Source organism: Betaproteobacteria bacterium (assembly GCA_016713305.1).
Lineage (GTDB): Bacteria > Pseudomonadota > Gammaproteobacteria > Burkholderiales.
In genome coordinates this window covers 107,924-126,242 of sequence record JADJPK010000010.1, presented here as the reverse complement: position 1 = coordinate 126,242, position 18,319 = coordinate 107,924, and the positions used below count along the sequence as shown (strand labels likewise).

General features: G+C 65.1%; 16 protein-coding genes and 1 pseudogene. 10 read left to right on the top strand and 7 right to left on the bottom strand.

Annotated features, from left to right (window positions below; all coding sequences use genetic code 11):
• The first annotated feature begins 10 nt into the window (after positions 1–10).
• The 9 genes and pseudogenes from ggt to IPK20_14565 all read left to right on the top strand — a co-directional run bounded on the left by ggt (position 11) and on the right by IPK20_14565 (position 9,872).
• On the top strand, positions 11–1,693 hold the full coding sequence (ggt, locus tag IPK20_14605) for a gamma-glutamyltransferase (GenBank protein MBK8017826.1): 1,683 nt from the start codon (positions 11–13) through the stop codon (positions 1,691–1,693).
• A 151-nt stretch (positions 1,694–1,844) separates the two neighbouring features.
• Positions 1,845–3,086: pseudogene (locus tag IPK20_14600) on the top strand (molybdopterin-dependent oxidoreductase).
• A gap of 10 nt (positions 3,087–3,096) precedes the next feature.
• Positions 3,097–3,378, top strand: coding sequence for a cytochrome c (locus tag IPK20_14595; protein ID MBK8017825.1), 282 nt, complete (start codon positions 3,097–3,099; stop codon positions 3,376–3,378).
• 31 nt (positions 3,379–3,409) lie between these two features.
• Complete coding sequence (locus tag IPK20_14590; protein ID MBK8017824.1) at positions 3,410–4,381, top strand: acetyl-CoA carboxylase carboxyltransferase subunit alpha; 972 nt, start codon at positions 3,410–3,412, stop codon at positions 4,379–4,381.
• Positions 4,382–4,466: 85 nt separating this feature from the next.
• Positions 4,467–5,834 carry a tRNA lysidine(34) synthetase TilS gene (tilS, locus tag IPK20_14585; protein ID MBK8017823.1) on the top strand — a complete coding sequence of 456 codons (1,368 nt, stop codon included), beginning with the start codon at positions 4,467–4,469 and terminating at the stop codon, positions 5,832–5,834.
• A gap of 47 nt (positions 5,835–5,881) precedes the next feature.
• Complete coding sequence (dctP, locus tag IPK20_14580; protein MBK8017822.1) at positions 5,882–6,625, top strand: TRAP transporter substrate-binding protein DctP; 744 nt, start codon at positions 5,882–5,884, stop codon at positions 6,623–6,625.
• A 16-nt stretch (positions 6,626–6,641) separates the two neighbouring features.
• Positions 6,642–7,199, top strand: a complete 558-nt coding sequence (locus tag IPK20_14575) for a TRAP transporter small permease (protein MBK8017821.1) — start codon at positions 6,642–6,644, stop codon at positions 7,197–7,199.
• Complete coding sequence (locus tag IPK20_14570) at positions 7,196–8,485, top strand: TRAP transporter large permease subunit (protein MBK8017820.1); 1,290 nt, start codon at positions 7,196–7,198, stop codon at positions 8,483–8,485. Before IPK20_14575 ends, IPK20_14570 begins: the two co-directional genes overlap by 4 nt.
• 691 nt (positions 8,486–9,176) lie before the next feature.
• Positions 9,177–9,872, top strand: a complete 696-nt coding sequence (locus IPK20_14565; GenBank protein ID MBK8017819.1) for a PEP-CTERM sorting domain-containing protein — start codon at positions 9,177–9,179, stop codon at positions 9,870–9,872.
• 194 nt (positions 9,873–10,066) lie between these two features.
• Here the strand turns inward: IPK20_14565 and IPK20_14560 are convergent, their stop codons facing one another.
• From IPK20_14560 to IPK20_14540, 5 genes are all read right to left on the bottom strand, one after another.
• Complete coding sequence (locus tag IPK20_14560; protein MBK8017818.1) at positions 10,067–10,384, bottom strand: hypothetical protein; 318 nt, start codon at positions 10,382–10,384, stop codon at positions 10,067–10,069.
• Between the two features lie 186 nt (positions 10,385–10,570).
• Positions 10,571–11,098 carry an amine dehydrogenase gene (locus tag IPK20_14555; protein ID MBK8017817.1) on the bottom strand — a complete coding sequence of 176 codons (528 nt, stop codon included), beginning with the start codon at positions 11,096–11,098 and terminating at the stop codon, positions 10,571–10,573.
• A gap of 21 nt (positions 11,099–11,119) precedes the next feature.
• Positions 11,120–11,731 (bottom strand): methylamine dehydrogenase accessory protein MauD, encoded by a 612-nt coding sequence (gene mauD / locus IPK20_14550; protein ID MBK8017816.1) that lies wholly within the window; start codon positions 11,729–11,731, stop codon positions 11,120–11,122.
• On the bottom strand, positions 11,728–12,294 hold the full coding sequence (locus IPK20_14545) for a methylamine utilization protein MauE (protein ID MBK8017815.1): 567 nt from the start codon (positions 12,292–12,294) through the stop codon (positions 11,728–11,730). Before IPK20_14545 ends, mauD begins: the two co-directional genes overlap by 4 nt.
• Before the next feature lie 5 nt (positions 12,295–12,299).
• Positions 12,300–13,469 carry an amine dehydrogenase gene (locus IPK20_14540; GenBank protein MBK8017814.1) on the bottom strand — a complete coding sequence of 390 codons (1,170 nt, stop codon included), beginning with the start codon at positions 13,467–13,469 and terminating at the stop codon, positions 12,300–12,302.
• Positions 13,470–13,642: 173 nt separating this feature from the next.
• Between IPK20_14540 and IPK20_14535 the strand changes: the two genes are divergently transcribed.
• Positions 13,643–14,725: a helix-turn-helix domain-containing protein gene (locus tag IPK20_14535; GenBank protein MBK8017813.1), complete on the top strand. Its 1,083-nt coding sequence runs from the start codon at positions 13,643–13,645 to the stop codon at positions 14,723–14,725.
• On the opposite strand, the gene IPK20_14530 is transcribed toward IPK20_14535, so the two are convergent.
• Complete coding sequence (locus tag IPK20_14530; protein ID MBK8017812.1) at positions 14,698–15,924, bottom strand: DUF1501 domain-containing protein; 1,227 nt, start codon at positions 15,922–15,924, stop codon at positions 14,698–14,700. The two genes, IPK20_14535 and IPK20_14530, sit on opposite strands and share 28 nt — an antisense overlap.
• A gap of 108 nt (positions 15,925–16,032) precedes the next feature.
• Entirely contained in the window at positions 16,033–17,853 is a 1,821-nt protein-coding gene (locus tag IPK20_14525) for a DUF1800 domain-containing protein (GenBank protein MBK8017811.1), read from the bottom strand.
• Between the last annotated feature and the right edge of the window lie 466 nt (positions 17,854–18,319).

The following is an 18,319-nucleotide window of genomic DNA, read 5'->3' as shown; positions in this document are numbered from 1 at the left end:
AGAGGCATTCATGACATTCGATCGAAGACAGTTCCTGCGCGCCCTGGGCGGGCTCGCGCTCTTCCTCCTGGCGGGAACTCAGGCGATCGCCGCGCAGCGCGACGGCGTCGCGTCCGCGCATCCGCTTGCCACGCAGGCCGGCGAGGCGGTGCTGGCCAAGGGCGGGAACGCCTTCGACGCTGCGGTGACGGTCGCCGCGACGCTCGCGGTGGTCGAACCGTTCTCCTCCGGGTTCGGTGGTGGCGGGTTCTTCCTGATCCACCGCGCCTCCGACGGTCGGGACATCATGATCGATGCCCGCGAGACCGCTCCCTCCGCAGCCACTCGCGACATGTACCTGCGGGAGAACGGTGAAGTGGACGCCAGGGCCTCCCTCGATGGCGCGCGCGCAGCCGCCATTCCGGGGTTGCCCGCCGGCATTGCACATCTGGCCCGAAAGTACGGGTCCCGGCCGCTTGCCGACCTGATCGCGCCTGCGATCACGCATGCGGAGCAGGGCTATCAGGCGGACGGGCGCTATGCGAGCGCCGCCCAGTGGCGCGAATCCGTGCTGCGCGTCGACCCCGTCGCGGCCGCGACGTTCCTCGACGCCGGCAAGGCGCCTTCGAAAGGTTTCATGGTCCGGCAGCCCCTCCTTGCACAAACACTTCGCGCGTTCGCGCGCAGCGCGGAGGACGGGTTCTATGCCGGCAGCGTCGCTCGCGAGCTGGTACGCGCAGTGCGTTCCGCAGGAGGCATCTGGACCGAGGCGGATCTCGCGAACTACCGGGTGCTGGAGCGCGAGCCGCATCGCATCCGGTATCGCGGTGCCGCGATCGTCACGGCGTCGCTGCCCTCGAGCGGCGGCCTGACGCTGTCCCAGACCTTGCATATCCTCGAGCGCTACGATCTTGCGGCCTGCAGCGAGTCGGACCGCGTCCACCTGGTCGTGGAGGCGCTGCGGAGGGCATACCAGGATCGCGGACGGTATCTCGGCGACGTCGACTTCGCGACCGTTCCGCACGCACTGCTGGACAGCCGTTCCTACGCCGAACGCCGGGCCGCGGACATCGACCCTGCCCGCGCGACTCCCAGTGCGGCGCTGGACGCCGGCAGCCGGTCACGGGAGGGCGACAACACGACGCACTTCTCGGTCGTCGACCGCTGGGGGAATCGCGTTGCCGCCACACTGAGCGTCAATGCGCCGTTCGGTGCCGGCATGGTTGCCGGCGAAACGGGCGTGCTGCTCAACAACGAGATGAACGACTTCGCCATCTCGCCCGCAGGCGGCAATCTCTACGGTCTGACGGGAATGGCCGCGAACAGCATTGCGCCGGGCAAGCGGCCGCTGTCGAGCATGTCCCCGACCTTCGTGGAGGACGACCGCGGCGTGCTGGTGTTCGGCACCCCAGGCGGATCCCGCATCATCACCATGGTGCTGCTCGGTATTCTCGAGCATCTGTCGAGGCCGGAGGTCGATCTCGCGCGCGTGGTGGGCATTCCGCGGTACCACCATCAGTTCCTGCCGGATCGGATCGAGATCGAGCCGGGGCAGTTTCCCGCAGCGTGGGTGCAATCGCTTGCCGCGAAGGGACACACCGTGCAGGAGGGCAAGCGCCGCTGGGGAAACATGCAGGCCGTGTTCGTCGACCGGATCACGGGCGAGGTGACCGCCGAAGGCGATCCGAGGGGCAAGACCGGAACCCTTTTCTAGGGAATCCTCGCGGATCGGTCGCGAGCTTTCCGGTTGGAACGATCGGAGTCCCCAGCCGCCGCGTGAATCCGCTCGGAACTATCGAGCCGGGGGCGGGCGTCGGCGGCGCGCTTCGTTCCCTGATCCGGGGAAAGATGTCAGAATCCTTCGCATGACAGACGGTTCCGGACATACTCCCGCACGTTCCCTGCGCCGCCGCTTGCTGCGGGCTGCGGCGGGCTTGGGTGCGCTGGCCGTGGCCCCCTCGGCCCGGGCACAGGCGCCTGCCGGACCGGGCGCACTGCCTGCGGGCGCTCGCGACTCGGCCCTGTTCGACACGCTTCCCGGCAAGGCGCCTCTCATCAAGCGCAGCTACCGTCCGCCGAACTTCGAGACGCCCACCCGCGCCTTCAGCGAGCCGTTCACACCGAACGACGCCTTCTTCGTCCGCTATCACCTGTCCAACATTCCGCAGGTCGAGGCCGCGCAGTGGCGCCTCGCGGTGGGAGGCGATGGCCTGGACAAGGCGGAGGAGTACACGCTCGATCGCCTGCGCGCCGAATTCGACCTGGTGGAGATCGCGGCGCTCTGCGCCTGCTCCGGCAATCGCCGCGGCATGTCCAGTCCGCATGTTCCAGGCGTCCAGTGGGGCAATGGCGCCATGGGCAACGCGAGCTGGAAGGGCGTGCGCCTGAAGGATGTGCTGGCCCGATCGGGCGTCAGGGCCGGTGCGCTCGAAGTGGCTTTCGACGGCGCCGACACCGGCGTGGCCGAGAAGACGCCCGACTTCGTGAAGAGCGTTCCGCTCTGGAAAGCGATCGACGAGAACACGCTCATCGCGCTGGAGATGAACGGCGAGGCGCTTCCGCACTGGAACGGCTTCCCCGCCCGCGTGGTGGTGCCGGGCTGGACGGCCACCTACTGGATGAAGCATCTCACGCGGGTGGAAGTGCGCATGCAGCCGTTGCAGGGGTTCTGGATGAATCCCGCCTACCGGATCCCCAAGGGCAGGTTCCCCATCGTGGACCGGTTCCTGTCCCAGGAGACCGATGCGAACACGCCGATCACGGAAATGGTCGTGAACTCCCTCATCGTGAACATCCGCGACCAGATGATGTACCGGGCGAACACTCCGTTGTTCGTGCGCGGGGTGGCCTGGGATGGTGGCTATGGCATCTCGCGCGTGGACGTCTCGACGGACGCGGGGAGGACCTGGTCCGCCGCGGAACTGGGAACGGACCTTGGCCGTTTCTCTGGCGACAGTGGACCTACCCCTTCACGCCCGCGCCGGGAGAACACGTGATCATGGCGCGCGACCAACCGGATCGGCGCGACGCAGACATTCGATCTCGTGTTCAATCCTGCCGGTTATCACAACAACGTCGTGCAGCCCGTGACCATCCGCTGTGCGTGAGGGCATGAACATGCGTCTGCGGTTCGCGCTCGCTGCCCTGGCCGCCTGGTCCGGCATGGCGGCGGCAGGCGAGGATCTCCTGGAACTGAAGGACGCGCCCGGCCGGGAGAAGGTTGAGGCAGGCTGCGTGCAGTGCCACAGCCTGGACTACATCCAGATGAATTCCCCGTTTCTCGATCGCAAGGGTTGGGAGGCGGCGGTCAACAAGATGATCAGGGTCATGGGAGCGGACATCGCTCCGGACGATGCGAAGCTCATCGTCGAGTACCTGACCACGAATTACGGCAAGTGAGACGAACATGGCCAACAGCCCCGCTCCGGCAATGAAGACCACGTTCCTCGATTTCGAGCAGCCCATCGCGGAGCTGGAGCAGAAGGTCGAGGAACTGCGTTACGTGCAGGACGATTCGGCGCTCGACATCTCCGAGGAGATCTCGAGGCTGCAGAAGAAGAGCAACACGCTCACCAAGGAGATCTATGCCAAGCTCAGCTCGTGGCAGATTTCCCAGGTGGCGCGGCACCCTCAGCGTCCTTATACGCTCGACTATGTGCAGAACCTCTTCACCGATTTCGAGGAACTTCACGGCGACCGGAGCTTCGCCGAGGATCCGTCGATCGTGGGCGGACTGGCGCGGTTCGGCGGACAGTCCGTGATGGTGATCGGTCATCAGAAGGGACGCGACACCAAGGAGAAGATCTATCGCAATTTCGGCATGCCCAAGCCGGAGGGCTACCGCAAGGCCCTGCGGCTCATGAAGCTCGCCGAGAAATTCCAGATGCCCGTGATCACCTTCGTGGACACGCCCGGCGCCTATCCGGGCGTTGGCGCCGAGGAACGCGGCCAGTCCGAGGCCATCGGGCGCAATCTTTACGTGATGGCGGAATTGCGCGTTCCCGTCATCTGCACTGTCATCGGCGAAGGAGGCTCGGGTGGAGCGCTGGCCATCGCCGTGGGCGATTCCGTGATGATGTTGCAGTACGCCATCTACTCCGTGATCTCGCCCGAAGGCTGTGCCTCCATCCTGTGGAAGAGCGCCGATAAGGCCCCCGAGGCAGCCGAGACGCTGGGCATCACGGCAAACCGCCTCAAGACGCTGGGCCTCATCGACCGCGTCATCCCGGAACCCCTGGGTGGGGCGCATCGCGACCACGGCGCGACCATGCACGCTGTCCGCAAGGCGCTTGTCGAGGCTCTCAAGGAACAGCAGGCGAAGTCCGTGGACGATCTCGTGGAATCCCGTTTCGAGAAACTTCTGGGATACGGCAAGTTCAAGGAAGTCATGCCCGCGCGCTGAGCGTGCGCCCAGGGGCACGGTTTCCCACGCCGATGTGCAGCCGGCCGCATCACCGCTGGCCCGGATGCCAGGCCCGACTCTCCCCATGAAGCCTGACCAGCGCGCACGCTCCGGTGCCGGCACCCTTGGACGGCGCATTGCGGCGCGCCTGCGATCGTGGTCTCTCGACGGAGGCAGGGTGGCGGTGGGTCTGAGTGGCGGAATGGATTCCGTTGTGCTCCTGGATCTGCTGGCCGGCGTTCGCTCGGAACTCGCTCTCGAACTGTCCGCGGTCCACGTGCATCACGGGCTGAGTCCCGACGCCGACCGATGGACGGAGCGGTGCGAGTGCCTTGCGTCGGAACTCGACGTTCCTCTCGCTGTGCACCGGGTCACGATCCGGCGCAATGATCCGCGCGGAATCGAAGCGGCGGCCCGTGCCGAGCGTTACCGGTGCTACGGCGAGACGCGAGTCGACGCCGTGGCCCTCGCGCATCACGCCGACGATCAGGCCGAAACGGTGTTGTTGCAGTTGTTGCGCGGCGCGGGTCCGCAGGGTCTCGCCGCCATGCCTGAGGTGAGGTTCCTTTCCGGAGGGGTCAGGCTGGTGCGTCCGATTCTGGACGTACCGCGTGCCGTCCTGCTCCGTCATGCGCTCGACCGCGGGCTTCAGTGGGTGGACGACGAATCCAACCAGGACGAGCGGTACGCCCGGAATTTTCTTCGCCACTCGGTCGTGCCCGTCATCGCTCAACGATATCCCGCCTGGGACATTGCGTTGGCACGGGCTGCCGTGAATGCCGCGGAAGCGGCCGGATTGCTGGATCGATTGGCCGGCATGGATCTGCAGCGCTGCGCCACGGGAGCGGATCTTCATCTCGAGCCGCTGCGGATGCTCGACGCCTCCAGCCAGGCGAATGTCCTGCGCTTCTGGTTGAAGCGTTCCGGCGCACCGGTGCCGTCCCGGGCCCGGCTCGGGGACATGGTGAGCCAGCTGATTTCGTCCACGTCTTCGGCCGAACTGCGTGTGCCCCTGGGGAACTGCGCCATCGTCCGGCGTCATGGCGTGATCTCAGTAAGGCCCGATGACGGGGAAGCGTGCCGCTCGGACTGGTCGGTGCGCTGGCACGGAGAGTCCGCGATCACGCTGCCGGACGGAAGAGTCCTGCTCGTGGAGCGGACGCTGGGGACCGGCCCGGGCGAGCGGTTGCTCCGCGATGCCGGGGTGACGATTCGAAACAGGCGCGGCGGAGAGCGGATGCGGGTCGCCACGAACCGGCCGCGCCGGACGCTCAAGAATCTGCTGCAGGAGTCGGACGTCGCAGTCTGGGAACGCCGCCGGCTTCCGCTCGTGTTCGCCGGCGAGACGCTCGTCCACGTACCGGGCGTCGCCACTGCGCCGGAGGTCGCCGCGTCGCCCGATGAAGCGGGTCTGTCGTTCCGCATCCTTCACCACGGGCAGTCTCGGGAATGATCCACCTGCATGCTAAGCTTCCCGCCCTTTCCAGGGCCCGCTGCACCATGCGCCGATATCTCCCTTCGCTCTTCCTGTTCCTGATCGCGGCATCGCAAGTGCCGGCAGCGCTTGCCCAGACGATCGTCGTGAAGTTCAGTCACGTGGTCGCGCCGGATACGCCCAAGGGAAAGGCCGCGGAAAAGTTCAAGCAACTCGCCGAAGCGGCGACCAAGGGCCGCGTCAAGGTCGAGATCTACCCGAACAGCCAAGTGTCGGACTTCCGCGCCCTGAAGATGAGGGTGCAGTCGTCCAAGGTCCTGGCGGCCACCTTCCGCAGACTGGGGGCCATTCCCCAGGTGATGGCCTTCAGCGAGGTCTACACCGCCCTGCAGCAAGGCGTGGTGGACGGCGCCGAGAACCCTGTCTCCAATCTCTATACGCAGAAGATGCACGAGGTGCAGAAGCACCTCACGCTGTCGGACCACGGCTGCCTCGTGTATGCGGTCATCACCAACAAGAAGTTCTGGGACGGCCTGCCCGCGGACGTGCGCACTGCTCTGGAACAGGCTATGAAGGAGGCGACCCGCTACGAGCGCGCGATCGCGGCGAAGGAAAACCTGGATGCGCTTGCCCAGGTGCGGGCCAGCGGCAAGACGGAGGTGTACGTGCTGACGGATGAGGAGCGGACGCAGTGGCGTCAGACGCTCTTGCCCGTCCAGCAGGAATTCGAGTCGGTCATCGGCAAGGATCTCATCGCGTCCGTTCGCGCTGTCGCCGCGCAGGTCGCGGACGAACGACGCAAGCGCTGACCGGGGCGGCCTTTCCATGGGCTCGGTGGCGAACCGTATCCTCGACCGGATCGAGGAGTGGCTGATCGCGACGCTGATCGCCACCGCCACACTCATCATCTTTCTTTCCGTCCTGCACCGGTTCTCGGCCAGGATCGATTGGGTCTGGGAGCACACCAGCCAGTACGACCTCACGTGGGCCCAGGAACTGTGCATCATCCTCTTCATCTGGATGGCCAAGTTCGGCGCCGCGTATGGCGTGCGCACCGGCATTCACATCGGCGTGGATCTGCTCGTCAGCCGATCCGGGCCGGTCTGGCAGCGGCGGCTCGTGACGCTCGCCTTGCTCCTGGGCGCCGTGTTCACCTCGACCATCGCCGTGCTGGGCGCCCGCTGGGTCATGTTCATGCACGAGACGGGGCAGGTCACCCCGGACCTCGAGTGGCCCCGCTGGGCGGTCTACCTGTGCATCCCCCTGGGGTCGGGACTCATGTGCTTCCGGTTCCTGCAGGTCCTGTACCGCTACCGGCGTGACGGCTCGCTGCCTTCCCACTCGTCGTTCTCGCAAGGGGCCGGGGAGGAGACCGCCGCATGACGGCCGTCGCCATCATCACAATCCTTCTGGTGCTGCTCGCCACGGGCACCCCGATCTCGATCGCGCTCGGCCTGACGGTGCTGGTCTACCTCGTCGGGTTCTCCTCTTTCTCGATGGAGACGGTCGACATCATCTCGCAGCGCCTGTTCACCGGCCTGGAGAACTTCGCCATCATGGCGATCCCGTTCTTCATTCTCGCGGGAGCGTTTCTTACCGAGGGGGGAATCGCGGCCCGCATCATCCGGTTCGCCACCGCGCTCGTGGGCTGGATGCCCGGTGGCCTTGCCATGGCGGCGATTCTGGCCTGCGCCTTCTTCGCCACCATTTCCGGGTCGAGCCCCGCGACGGTCGCGGCCATCGGATCGATCATGCTGCCGGCGATGGTGAAGCAGGGCTATCCCAAGCGGTTCGCGGTGGGGGTCATCACGACGTCCGGATCGCTCGGCATCCTGATCCCCCCTTCGATCGTGATGATCATCTACGCCGTAAGCACGAGCACGAGCGCGGGCAAGCTCTTCATCGCCGGGGTCGTCCCGGGCATCCTGCTGGCGCTGGTCCTGATGGGCGTGACGTTCGTGACCGCGAAGCGGCGGGGATTTCCGACGCTGCCCAGGGCGACCTTCGGAGAGATCTGGACGTCGTTCCGGGAGGCCTTCTGGGGACTGATGCTCGTGGCCGTCGTCATGGGCGGCATCTACGGCGGAATCTTCACGCCGACGGAAGCAGCAGCCGTGAGTGCGGTGTACTCGTTCGTGGCTGCGGTGTTCATCTACCGTGACCTGCGGCTGCGCGACACTTTCCGTGTCCTGCTTCTCGCGGCCAACACCAGCGCGATGCTGCTGTACATCGTCACCAACGCGGTGCTGTTCTCGTATCTCCTCACGTCCGAACAGATTCCGCAGGCAATATCGGACTGGGTGACGGCGCGCGAATTCGCGCCCTGGATGTTCCTCATCGTCGTGAACGTCGCTCTGCTCGCAGCCGGGCAGTTCATGGAGCCCAGTTCCATCGTTCTGATCCTGGCCCCCCTGTTCCTGCCGATCGCGCAGAACCTGGGCATCGACCCCATCCATCTGGGCGTGATCATGACCGTGAACATGGAGATCGGCATGATCCATCCCCCGGTGGGCCTCAATCTGTTCGTGGCGAGTCACCTGGCGCGAATGGGGATGACGGAGGTCTCCATCGCCTGTCTGCCCTGGGTGGGGGTGATGCTGCTGTATCTCGTGCTGGTGACGTACGTTCCGTCCGTCTCGCTTTGGCTGCCCCGGATGCTGGGGATGTGAAGCGGGTGCTGCCGGCGTGGTAGGTCGGGGGAAGGGCCCGGGAGCTCTTGTTGGCGGGAGCGTCGCCGATTGGCGGCGGGGGCCGCTGGCATCGCATGCGGAAGCTTCGCGACTGGCAGCAATGGAAATGCATCCCGCCGCCCCGGATTCACCGCTGAGGCTGCCCTTGCAAGTGTCGGTCTCGGACGACGGGGGAGGACCCGATGGCCCGGCAGCGATGGCGCTGGTTGACCAAAAATCCTCCCGGATTCACCGATTTGGCGAGCGCGCCGGGGAACTGCACCGACGTTGTGCGATGCGGGAACGCAGTTTGCCCGTCCTGGCCCGCCTGATCGGTCGCAACGAACGAACAATCGTCATATTAATCATCTACTTTTGGAAATGTCTCCAGGCGCCTGCGGAGGTGGCATTGGGAATGCTTGCACTCGCCTCTGAAGTTGCTATCGTCCGGGGACATCGCTTCGGGGGCAGCGATTGTGGTGATCGGGCAATCGGGCGGCAAAAGTCAAAAGCGAGTGTGTTCTTTTGTGAGAATCTGCAAGAAATACCTTGTTTGCGGCGACGGGCCGAGGTACTCTCAACATCATAAGTGGGAAAACGGGGGCGGGTGGGGCATTGCCTCATTCTCCGGTGGAGTAGCGGGAAGGCTTCGTCGGAACCCTTAATGAGATTTTTTCTGGAGCAGGAGACTATGAACTTCAAACGCTATCTGGCAGGAATCGCTCTCGCTGCGAGCGTTCCGTTGAGCGCTTCCGCAGCAATAGTCACGCTGGACGGTGATTATTTCGATGTCTCTTACGACGACGCTCTGGTGGGCCTGTTCGGGACCCCCATGATCGTGGGAGATGCCATCAAGTTCTTCCCCTCGGGATCCCCTGGATTCACGGCGAAGACCACCACCAGCGACACCACGATCATCACCAACAGCACGATCGCCCTCAGCATCACTGCAGACGCGGGCTGGACGCTGACGGGCGGTTCCCTGTGGGAAGCCGGTGATTACCTCGTGTTCGGCGGCGGCAGTGTCGTGGCGGCCACCGGCCAGTTGCGCATGACCCCCCTGGATCCGAGCGGCTCGACCCTAATCGATCCGATTACCGCCTCCAACGCGTTCGTTCCGGCGACGTTCCCCAACCTGGCCACGACCAATTGGGAAGCGACCGCAGGCGTGATGCTGGATGACGCTGCAAACAGCGCCAACGTGTCCATCCAGAACATCCTGGTGGCGTACGCAGGCGGCGATGCGGGCCCCAAGGGTGCCTTCATCGAGAAGAAAGAAGTCGTGCTGACGGTCGGTGTGGCTCCGATTCCGGAACCCGCGACTTGGGCGACGATGGCCACGGGAGCGATCCTGTTGGGCTTCGCACTGCGCCGCAGCCGCGCCTGATAGCGGTAGCCGAAGCGTCGCTCGAACTTGAGCGACGCCTTCGAGTAGAAGGCCTCACCTCATGGTGAGGCCTTTTTCATTCGCGGCTCTCGTCGAGTGTGTGGCAGTGCGGGTCCACGCCCTGCAGCGCTAACCGGCATCGGGAAGAGGTCTTGCAGGAACCCGGCATTGCTCGATGCCAGGAAGGAAGAGCCCTAATTGAGCGGGAAACCGAGCGCCAGCAACTGGCGATAGATCTCGTCGCGCTTTCCTATGACGTCTGCAGGTCGCGACTCGCGATAGCGCTTCGCTTCATCCGCAGAGTATGGCTGGAAGTGAGCAGGGAGCGATGCTCCCCCGTACTGCCGTACAAGCCAAGTCGTCACCGCCGCCGCGCGCTCGTCCGACAGTCGGGCGCTCAGCAGCCCGGGCACCTGCATGATGAACGCGCGGCCTTCCGCCAGTTGCTGGAAGTAGCCGATCTGGCCTGCGAATCGAGGAATGCCCCTTTCCGGTTTTCCCATCCCGTCCATGCCATGGCATCCCGAGCAATGGAGCATGTAATCGACACGCGCCCGGTCTGACAAGGCCTCCCCTGCCCAGGCTGAGACGGCGGGAAGCCAGAGAGCGGCAATCCACCAGCACGAGCGCCTTGTCATCGCCGAATTCCTCCCACAGGAAACCGGATGAAGAGCCGTCGCCGTCCTACCGCCTTTTCGTCAGCCGTTCGCGACACCGACGATGACGGACACGGTGCAGTGATACATGGTCTGCTTGTCGGCCATGCACCAGTTGATGTCGTTGTGCACACCCATGCGGTAAGCCGGACGTTCGCGTTCGTTGAAATTGCACAGGCATCGTCCGCACGCCACCTTGCCGCAGCAATCGTTGTAGCTCACCAGATAGTCGCGACCGTCCTTGGGGTTCTTGCAGGTCCCGACCCAGGTGACCTTCGATGCCTCCGCGCCGGGTGGGCAGGACGTCACGCTGCCACCGCAGCAGGTGCACAGGAATCCATCCAGCGCACAGTTGCGCCAGTATTCGCACTTGGTCGGATCTTCGACCGCAGGCGTGGCGGCATGAGCGACGCCGCCCGAGCGGTCGAACGGAAGCATGGGAAGCACCGCTCCTCCCACCAAGGCAGTGCCGATCTTCGCGATGGCGCTTCGACGGGAAGTCAGCTGGGCCGCCCGCCGTACGCGGCGCTCGGCCATGCGATCGATCCATTGTTCGACGAGATGAAGCATCTGGAGTCTCCCTTCGAAGTGTCAGGCGCTTTCGCCCGAGTGAGCATGAGCGCCGCGCTGCAGGTAGTCCTGCACCGAAGCGACCCCGATTTCCTTGGCGTTGAACAGGCTCTCGAGCTGTTCCCGATTGTTGATGAGTCCCTTGGCCCGGATGACCCCATGCTCGTCCAGCAGCACGGCGTACGGTAGCCGGCTGACCCGGTAGGTCATCCCCAGGTCTGCCGACAGTACGTAAGGAAAGCTCTGGAGCTTCTGATCGCGATAGAAGGCCAGATGCTGTGTCGAATCGCCGTCGCTGGCGAGAATGACGTCCAGCCAGCTCTTTTCGGCCTGCGAGGCGGAGCGCAGGATCGGCAGGAGCTTCTTGCAGACGGGGCAGGTCGGGGAGAGAAAGAAGATGAGCTGGCTTCTGGGCCGTTCGCCTCCGATGCCGATCGCCTGGCCTGCAAGGGAAGGGAGATCGAAGGCCGGAGACGCATCTCCCAGTTTGGGGCCTGCATCCGTGATGAGCGCTCCCATGGGGGCCACACGTTCGTAGAGAATGCCCACCTGGCGGGCGAGCGCCCACAGAGCCACGATGACCCCCAGCATGAGCACCCAGAGAAGCGCGTTGGAGACAGCCATACTGGTCATGAGAGAGAACTCCTTGCATCGTCCGACCGCTCGGCGCGCGCCATACGGCTCGCCTGACGGAGCAGTTCATCGGCCATGAGATAGGAAGCGTAGAACGCGAGAACGCCTGCCACGAGCATGATCGCGTCGAGCCACGAGAACGAGCGCTCGGCCTTGGGCCCCGTCGCCGCGACCGCCAGTGCGACCAGCACCAGGTTGCGGCATACCAGTCCCCACGAAAGCGGGTGCGCGGAACCGCCACAACCGCAATCGATGTAGCTGCGCCCACGAACCAGATTGATGGCCATTGCCGATGCGTAGACGGCCATCAGTGCCGCGCAACCTGCCAGAGCAGGCGTTCGGCTCGCCGGAACGAGCATCCCGACGCCCAGGAGCACTTCAACGGCGGGAATGCCTCGCGACAGGATGTCCAGCGCCCCTGCGGGCAGGAGCCGATACGCTGCGAGCGACGACAGGAACATGTTCGGTTCGGCGAACTTGTGCCAGGCCGCGCTGAAGAGGATCAGGGCCAGTGCGCCGACGATGATGCCGGTTGCCGCCGGGTCCGACAGCAGGAGGTCCATGGGCGTCAGTTGACCTCGATCTGGCTCGGGAACTCGCCCACCTGGAACACACCCCTGACCTTGGGCTTGCGGCCGATCTCGACGATGACGAGTGAGGCCTTTTCCGCGTCGATCGCATAGAGGCGCTTACCGTCCGAGGAGGTCCCGATCGCCGTGGCCATGTGTCCTGGCATCTTCAGCACCCGCTTGCGGCTGGCAAGGTCGAAGCCCCAGATCTCCTTGGCAGGAGACTTGTGGCTGCCTTCGGCGCCGCCTTCATGCATCGCGACGTACATGCGTCCCGACCCCTCGTGGAGCGCCAGCACCTGGTAGCCACCCGGGCGCCACCCTTTCTTCCTTTCGGCTGCGGACACCAGGGACCACTTGCTGGCTGCCTTGGCCTTCGCGCCGCTCATGTCGACGCTCACGACGTTGCCGGTGAAAGAGACGAAATGGTAGGTGTCGCCGGTCGCTTCGCCCTGGATGAACAGCGCATCCGCATCGGGATCGAAGATCGTGTCGGAGATCGTCCGGTCGGCCGCACTTCCGTCGTCTGCCACGGTCACCATCTGCACCGTTCCGTCCCCGCAGAGGGTACCGAAACGGTTCGGCTGGGATCTGACCGGAAATACCGCCCAGCACCCAGGCAGGGAGATCTCCGATACCGCCTTCTTCGCCTGAAGGTCCACGACGGTGACCGAGGTGGCCGGCGTCGCGTTCTGCACGAACAGCCAGCGGCTGTCGGACGACAGGCTCAGCAGCCACTTGTAGTTGAGCGCCATGGCGCGCTTGTCGCTGATGGGGATCTCGTACTTGAAGCGCAGGCTGTCGGCGTCCCACACTTCGACGATGTCCGTCCGCTCCCCGCGCTGCCCGCGCGAGTAGTAACCGGTCGCGATGTAGATTTCCTTGCCGTCCAGACTCAGCTTGGTCTGGCCGGTGAACCCGGTACCGATGACGCCCTGGTAGGCTCCCGTCTCCCCATCGACGATGTGCAGCTTGCCGTCGGCGATGTGATTGATCGCGATGTCGGGGATGTAGACGCGCTGGGAGGCCTTGACCACCGGTTCCGTGGAGAGCGTCTCCGCGGGCAGTTGCGCGATGGATGATACCGGGTGCAATAGCGCGGCCGCGGCGAGCGAGAGAGCCGACCATCGCAACGAACGCACACCCCACTCACGCAAGTACTGTTTCATCGTTCGATCTCCCTCTGACGGCCGACCGTGCCGGTTCCGATGGAAGCAACGATAGCGCGACCATCGCGTCATTCCTATCAAAATTCGGCATCGAAGGATCGGCGGGACCACAAAATGCAACGACAGGCGCTCGACAACAGCGATCGGAACCTGGCACCTGGGCGGGATCGACGATGGGATGTGCAAAATCAGGCGATGATGCCCGGCAATGGGGCGCCGACGAGGCTCCGCGCACCAGCGGGGAGCGATTCCATCTGCATCGCGGTCACCGGCGCGACGCCGACGAGCACGCGGAAGCGTTGCGGCACTGGGACCAGCGATACGAACAGCTGTCCTCGGGTCCCTTCGAAGGCTGGCTCACCGACGTCTGGCTCGATGAGGTCCAGGTCTTCCGGGAGCGGACCCGGCAGGTCGTGCTGCAGACGGGACGATCGTGGCCGGATGCCTGCATCGTGGGACTGGTCCAGGGCGCAGAGGGCGACGGCAGCTTCTGCGGGCATCCGCTGGAGGCCGGCAGCGCGTTCGCATTCGGCACCCCCGGTGAGTTTTCGCTGCGCACGCCGGCGCGTCTGGACGTGGTAGGAATCGCGGTGCCGCTGGATGCGATCCGGAGACGCGGGGACCGCACGGGGGACGATGCCGCCGCGGATCGCTGGGACCGGTCCGGCGCGGACCTGTTGCGCGAAACCGAAGCGCTTGCGGCCCTCAATACCTACGTGCGGCACTTCTTCGAGATGCTGGACCGGGATGCGAGCCCGTTCGACCATCAGGAAGCGAGACGAACGTTCGTCACCTCCCTGCTGGACGGCGTCGAAGCGGCGGTGGAAGGCGCTCGCCTCCGCGATACGGTTCCCGCGTCGTCACCCGCCCGCAGTGCTCTCGTCGGACGCGCCAGGGAATTCATTGCCGGCCACTGCGCGGCTCCCATGACCGTCGCGGATCTCTGTGCCGAACTGGGGTCGAGCAGACGGACGCTCCAATACTGCTTCCAGGAAGTCCTTGGCGTGAGTCCGGTCCAGTACCTGAGAGCCGTGCGCTTGAACGGCGTGAGGCGCGAACTCAAGACGGCGGGCGGGACGGCCCGTATCGGAGACATCGCCGCGCGGTGGGGCTTCTGGCACCTGGGACAGTTTTCCCTGGACTATCGCCGGATGTTCGGCGAGAGGCCCTCGGATACTCTTCGCAGGGCGCCGGTGACCGCGCGCCCCGCGAATCCGGACCTCGGGGGTCAGCCGAAGACGGGGAAAGGCTCGTAGCGGCCTTTCAGCACCTTGTCGGCGCTGCGAAGCTGCAGCCAGCCATCGATGGCGGTCGAGTAGCCCCGGCGGAAGTCGGTGGTGTAAGCCAGATTGTCGCCGGCATCCAGCTGAGTCAGGTTCGGTTTCACGCCGTAGTGTCCGCCCGCGACGTGCTTGCCGGCGAAGAACATCACGTTGGCGGCACCGTGATCGGTACCCAGGCTCGTGTTTTCCGGCACGCGGCGGCCGAACTCGGAGAACGCCATCAAGGCCACCCGGTCCGCCACGCCGATGCGTTCCAGATCCCGCATGAATCCCAGCACCGCGTCGGCGGTGTACGTCAGCAGGCGCTGGTGCAGGTCGTTCTGCTGGACGTGGGTGTCGAAGGCATTGTTGCGGTACGCCACGTAGTACAGACGCGTGGGAAAACCTGCCGAAATGCAGGCGGCCACCTTGTTCAGTCCAAGCGGGTTGATGCCGTAATCCACCGGCGAGCGGTAACGGCCCCAGGCATCGCGTACCAGTTGCGAGGCTTCCTTGGCGCTCCGCGCGACGTCGTCGAGGTACTTCCTCGAGGCATTGGTGTCGGCGTTCGCGTCCCCGGCATCCAGAACGCCGCGCTCCTGCGCAAAGGCGCTGCGCAGGAACTTGTTCGGGTCGTCGAAGACCACGGGCGTGTGCACGCGGCTCTTCACGGCAAGCGACTGCGTGGTATCGACGTTGATCAGGAAATTGGGCTGGGCTTGTGGCGAGAGCGTATCTGCCACGCGGCCGAACCAGCCATAGTCGTCCCCGCTGTTCGGCGCCGCCGTATGCCAGTACGCCATCGAGGTGAAATGGGAGAACGACGGATTGTCGTAGCCGCAGCCGTGGAGGATTGCCAGCTGGCCGTCTTTCCATAACCGCTCGAATCCCGCCATGCCGGGGTTGAATCCGAAGTGGTCGTCGATCTTCCGCAGCTTGCTGGCGGGAAGTCCGATATTGGGACGATGCCGGTAGTAGGCGTCGTCGGCGTAGGGAACGACCGTATTGAGGCCGTCATTGCCGCCCGAGAGCTCCAGCACGACGAGAATGCGGTCGCTGGCCGACGATTCCGCGGCGGCATGTGCGATGTTGGAGAACATGCCCGGCACGATGATGGGAGAGAAGGCCTGAGCACCCACGCCGGCGAGGGCTCCCTTCAGGAGCCGGCGTCTGCCTGTCGATCGATCATTCATTTTCGTCACTCCATGCGCGGGCGGCGGAAGGCGCGCCTCGCGTCATTGTTCGAAGGGCTGATGCCCGTTGTTCCGAGGTTTCCTGGAATCCGGTGTCTGCGTCCGGCCTCAACCGAGCTGATACTCCGGACGGCTCAGGATGAGGTGCAGGAGCAGGCGGAGGCTGTCTTCCGCGTAGCTCTGCGCCGCGCGGAGATCGTCCGTGCCCAGTTCCTTGACCAGGAAGTCGCTCATCGAGCGGCGCACCGAATCGTCGAGGGGCACGCTGAGGAACCGGCGCTCCAGATACGCGACGGCATCTGCCGAATTCGCGCAACCCGCGCCGAGCAGCATCGACGTGAGATCGATTCTCGCCGTCGTGCGGGCGATCGGCTTCACCCGTTCGATGGCCATCTGCCAGCCGCGGTAGCTCGCGAAGCGCGTGTTGAAGTCCTCGTCCCGGTCCGCGTTCGCACTGGACATCGCCATCATGTCGGGACTGGAATCCTTGTCGAGAGGTTTGGTCGCGGTCGTGATGTCGGCGCCGGCGCGGATCCGGTCATGCACCGCCCGGATCTCGGCCCCGGTGTAGGACACCGGGTAACGGTCCTCCGGAATGAAGGAGATGTCCGGCAGCAACACGTCCAGCGCAAAGTTGCCCCGCTCGAGCAGCAGGCCCGGCGTGATCCAGCTGCGGCCCTGCGCCCAGCCTGCCACGGTAGGCGGATAGAGCAGCTTCTGGCCCAGGGCGCCGGTGACATCGTTGAAGTCGGGTACGCCCGGGACTTCCTTCAGACCCAGCTTCTTGTAGGTCGACAGCGCCAGTTCCACCGGGCTCTTGATGTGGGTCGCGACCGATTCGGGGGCGTAGAAATCCTGGGACAGGAGCAGCGTCTCCATGAACGGGGCGATCCGGTAACCGTTCTCGCGCAGCACGTTGCCCAGCTGTCTGCGCAACGCCGGATCGAGGTCTTCCCTCACGAAGAACCGATAGAGCTTGGCCGCGAGGAATTCCGCCGTGACCGGCTGCTCGAGAATGATGTCGATGACCGCCACGCCGTCGAAGCGGCCTTCCCGGCCCAGGACCGCCTTGACGCCGTCGTCGTGCTTGTCGTCGTTCACCCGGAACGTGGTTCCCTGGAAGTTCCAGCCGGTGAAGGCCCGCGCAGCCTCGCGGATGTCGTGCTCCGAGTAGTTGCCCACGCCCATGGAGAACAGTTCCATGATCTCCCGGGCGAAGTTCTCGTTCGGCGCGCCCTTGACGTTCACGCCGGCATCGAGGAACGCGAGCATGGCCGGATCCTGCGCCACGTTCACGAGCAGGCTGCGGAAGTCGCCCAGGCCGTTCTGCTGGAAGATCTCCAGCTGCCGCAGCATCTTGCGGTAGTCGCGAACCTTTTCTTCCGTCGTCGCGAAGTGGCCGTGCCAGAACAGGGCCATCTTCTCTTCCAGCGGACGGGGCGACGCCAGCATGCGGTTTGCCCACCAGTAGCCGATCCGGTGCGTCTCCAGCCGGCTTGCGCGAAGCCAGTAGAAGAACTTGTTCACCACCGGCTGCATCCTGCGGTTGCCCGCCGGCTTCACCTTGACCCCGATCGCCTCCCCCTGGCTGCGCGCCAGATCCGTCGTCGCCGGGCGGCTGGGCGGGAAGGCATCCAGGCCCTCGTCGAACACGCCCGACTCGTCGAAGGGAGGGAGGTCGGCGGCCGGGGCGCCTTCGAAGTAGACGAGACGACGTACGGCGTCCCGGGGCTTCATCGCCGCCAGCGCGTCGATCTCCTCGGGAGTGCCGCCGAATCCGGCACGCTCCAGCAGATGCCTGGCACGTTCGCGGCTCCAGTCGTTGTCCGAGATCGGCGCAAGGCTGCCGCTCCAGCCGGAGCCGCCGAACGCCGTGGAAACTGTCGCGCACAGCGCTGCCGAGGCGACGAGGACTGCAATCCTTTTCATGGGTTTCTTTGCCTGGAGGGTGAATGCTGCGGAGTCTGCCGAAGCGGTGGGGAAGGAACCAAGCGCAAATTCACGATCCGCTGCTCAGGATATTCATGATCGCGCCGGGCAATTTTCCCGGCGACGCAGCGGGTGGCGAAAGTATAAATCCGGTCGGGGCGCTGGGAACCCCCTGTGGCGGCCGGTGCGCTGCCCGTTTCCCCGGCGCGAAAGCGGACCGGTTCGTGCCCGGAACGCATCGTGGCGGGCCGCCGCGGCCAGTCCTCCGGGGCCCCGACGCCGCCCGGTCCGGGGATCGCAGGACCATAGGACGAATGGGATATGCCCGCGGTGCGGCTCCCGGCGGTATGCTGAAGGCATTCGATGAACGATTGCGCGTCACGAGATCGCGCGAGCGGAGGAGGGTGCCATGACGTCTCGCGATTCGGTCGAGTTCCGGATTCCCGGTGTGCCGTTGTCCGCGGTT

What these genes read in the sequence shown, in the direction of transcription:
- ggt (MBK8017826.1), top strand. Translation starts at nt 11, where the DNA reads ATGACATTCGATCGAAGACAGTTCCTGCGCGCCCTGGGCGGGCTCGCG.
- IPK20_14595 (MBK8017825.1), top strand. Translation starts at nt 3,097, where the DNA reads ATGCGTCTGCGGTTCGCGCTCGCTGCCCTGGCCGCCTGGTCCGGCATG.
- IPK20_14590 (MBK8017824.1), top strand. Translation starts at nt 3,410, where the DNA reads ATGAAGACCACGTTCCTCGATTTCGAGCAGCCCATCGCGGAGCTGGAG.
- tilS (MBK8017823.1), top strand. Translation starts at nt 4,467, where the DNA reads ATGAAGCCTGACCAGCGCGCACGCTCCGGTGCCGGCACCCTTGGACGG.
- dctP (MBK8017822.1), top strand. Translation starts at nt 5,882, where the DNA reads ATGCGCCGATATCTCCCTTCGCTCTTCCTGTTCCTGATCGCGGCATCG.
- IPK20_14575 (MBK8017821.1), top strand. Translation starts at nt 6,642, where the DNA reads ATGGGCTCGGTGGCGAACCGTATCCTCGACCGGATCGAGGAGTGGCTG.
- IPK20_14570 (MBK8017820.1), top strand. Translation starts at nt 7,196, where the DNA reads ATGACGGCCGTCGCCATCATCACAATCCTTCTGGTGCTGCTCGCCACG.
- IPK20_14565 (MBK8017819.1), top strand. Translation starts at nt 9,177, where the DNA reads ATGAACTTCAAACGCTATCTGGCAGGAATCGCTCTCGCTGCGAGCGTT.
- IPK20_14560 (MBK8017818.1), bottom strand. Translation starts at nt 10,384, where the DNA reads ATGGACGGGATGGGAAAACCGGAAAGGGGCATTCCTCGATTCGCAGGC.
- IPK20_14555 (MBK8017817.1), bottom strand. Translation starts at nt 11,098, where the DNA reads ATGCTTCATCTCGTCGAACAATGGATCGATCGCATGGCCGAGCGCCGC.
- mauD (MBK8017816.1), bottom strand. Translation starts at nt 11,731, where the DNA reads ATGACCAGTATGGCTGTCTCCAACGCGCTTCTCTGGGTGCTCATGCTG.
- IPK20_14545 (MBK8017815.1), bottom strand. Translation starts at nt 12,294, where the DNA reads ATGGACCTCCTGCTGTCGGACCCGGCGGCAACCGGCATCATCGTCGGC.
- IPK20_14540 (MBK8017814.1), bottom strand. Translation starts at nt 13,469, where the DNA reads ATGAAACAGTACTTGCGTGAGTGGGGTGTGCGTTCGTTGCGATGGTCG.
- IPK20_14535 (MBK8017813.1), top strand. Translation starts at nt 13,643, where the DNA reads ATGGGATGTGCAAAATCAGGCGATGATGCCCGGCAATGGGGCGCCGAC.
- IPK20_14530 (MBK8017812.1), bottom strand. Translation starts at nt 15,924, where the DNA reads ATGAATGATCGATCGACAGGCAGACGCCGGCTCCTGAAGGGAGCCCTC.
- IPK20_14525 (MBK8017811.1), bottom strand. Translation starts at nt 17,853, where the DNA reads ATGAAAAGGATTGCAGTCCTCGTCGCCTCGGCAGCGCTGTGCGCGACA.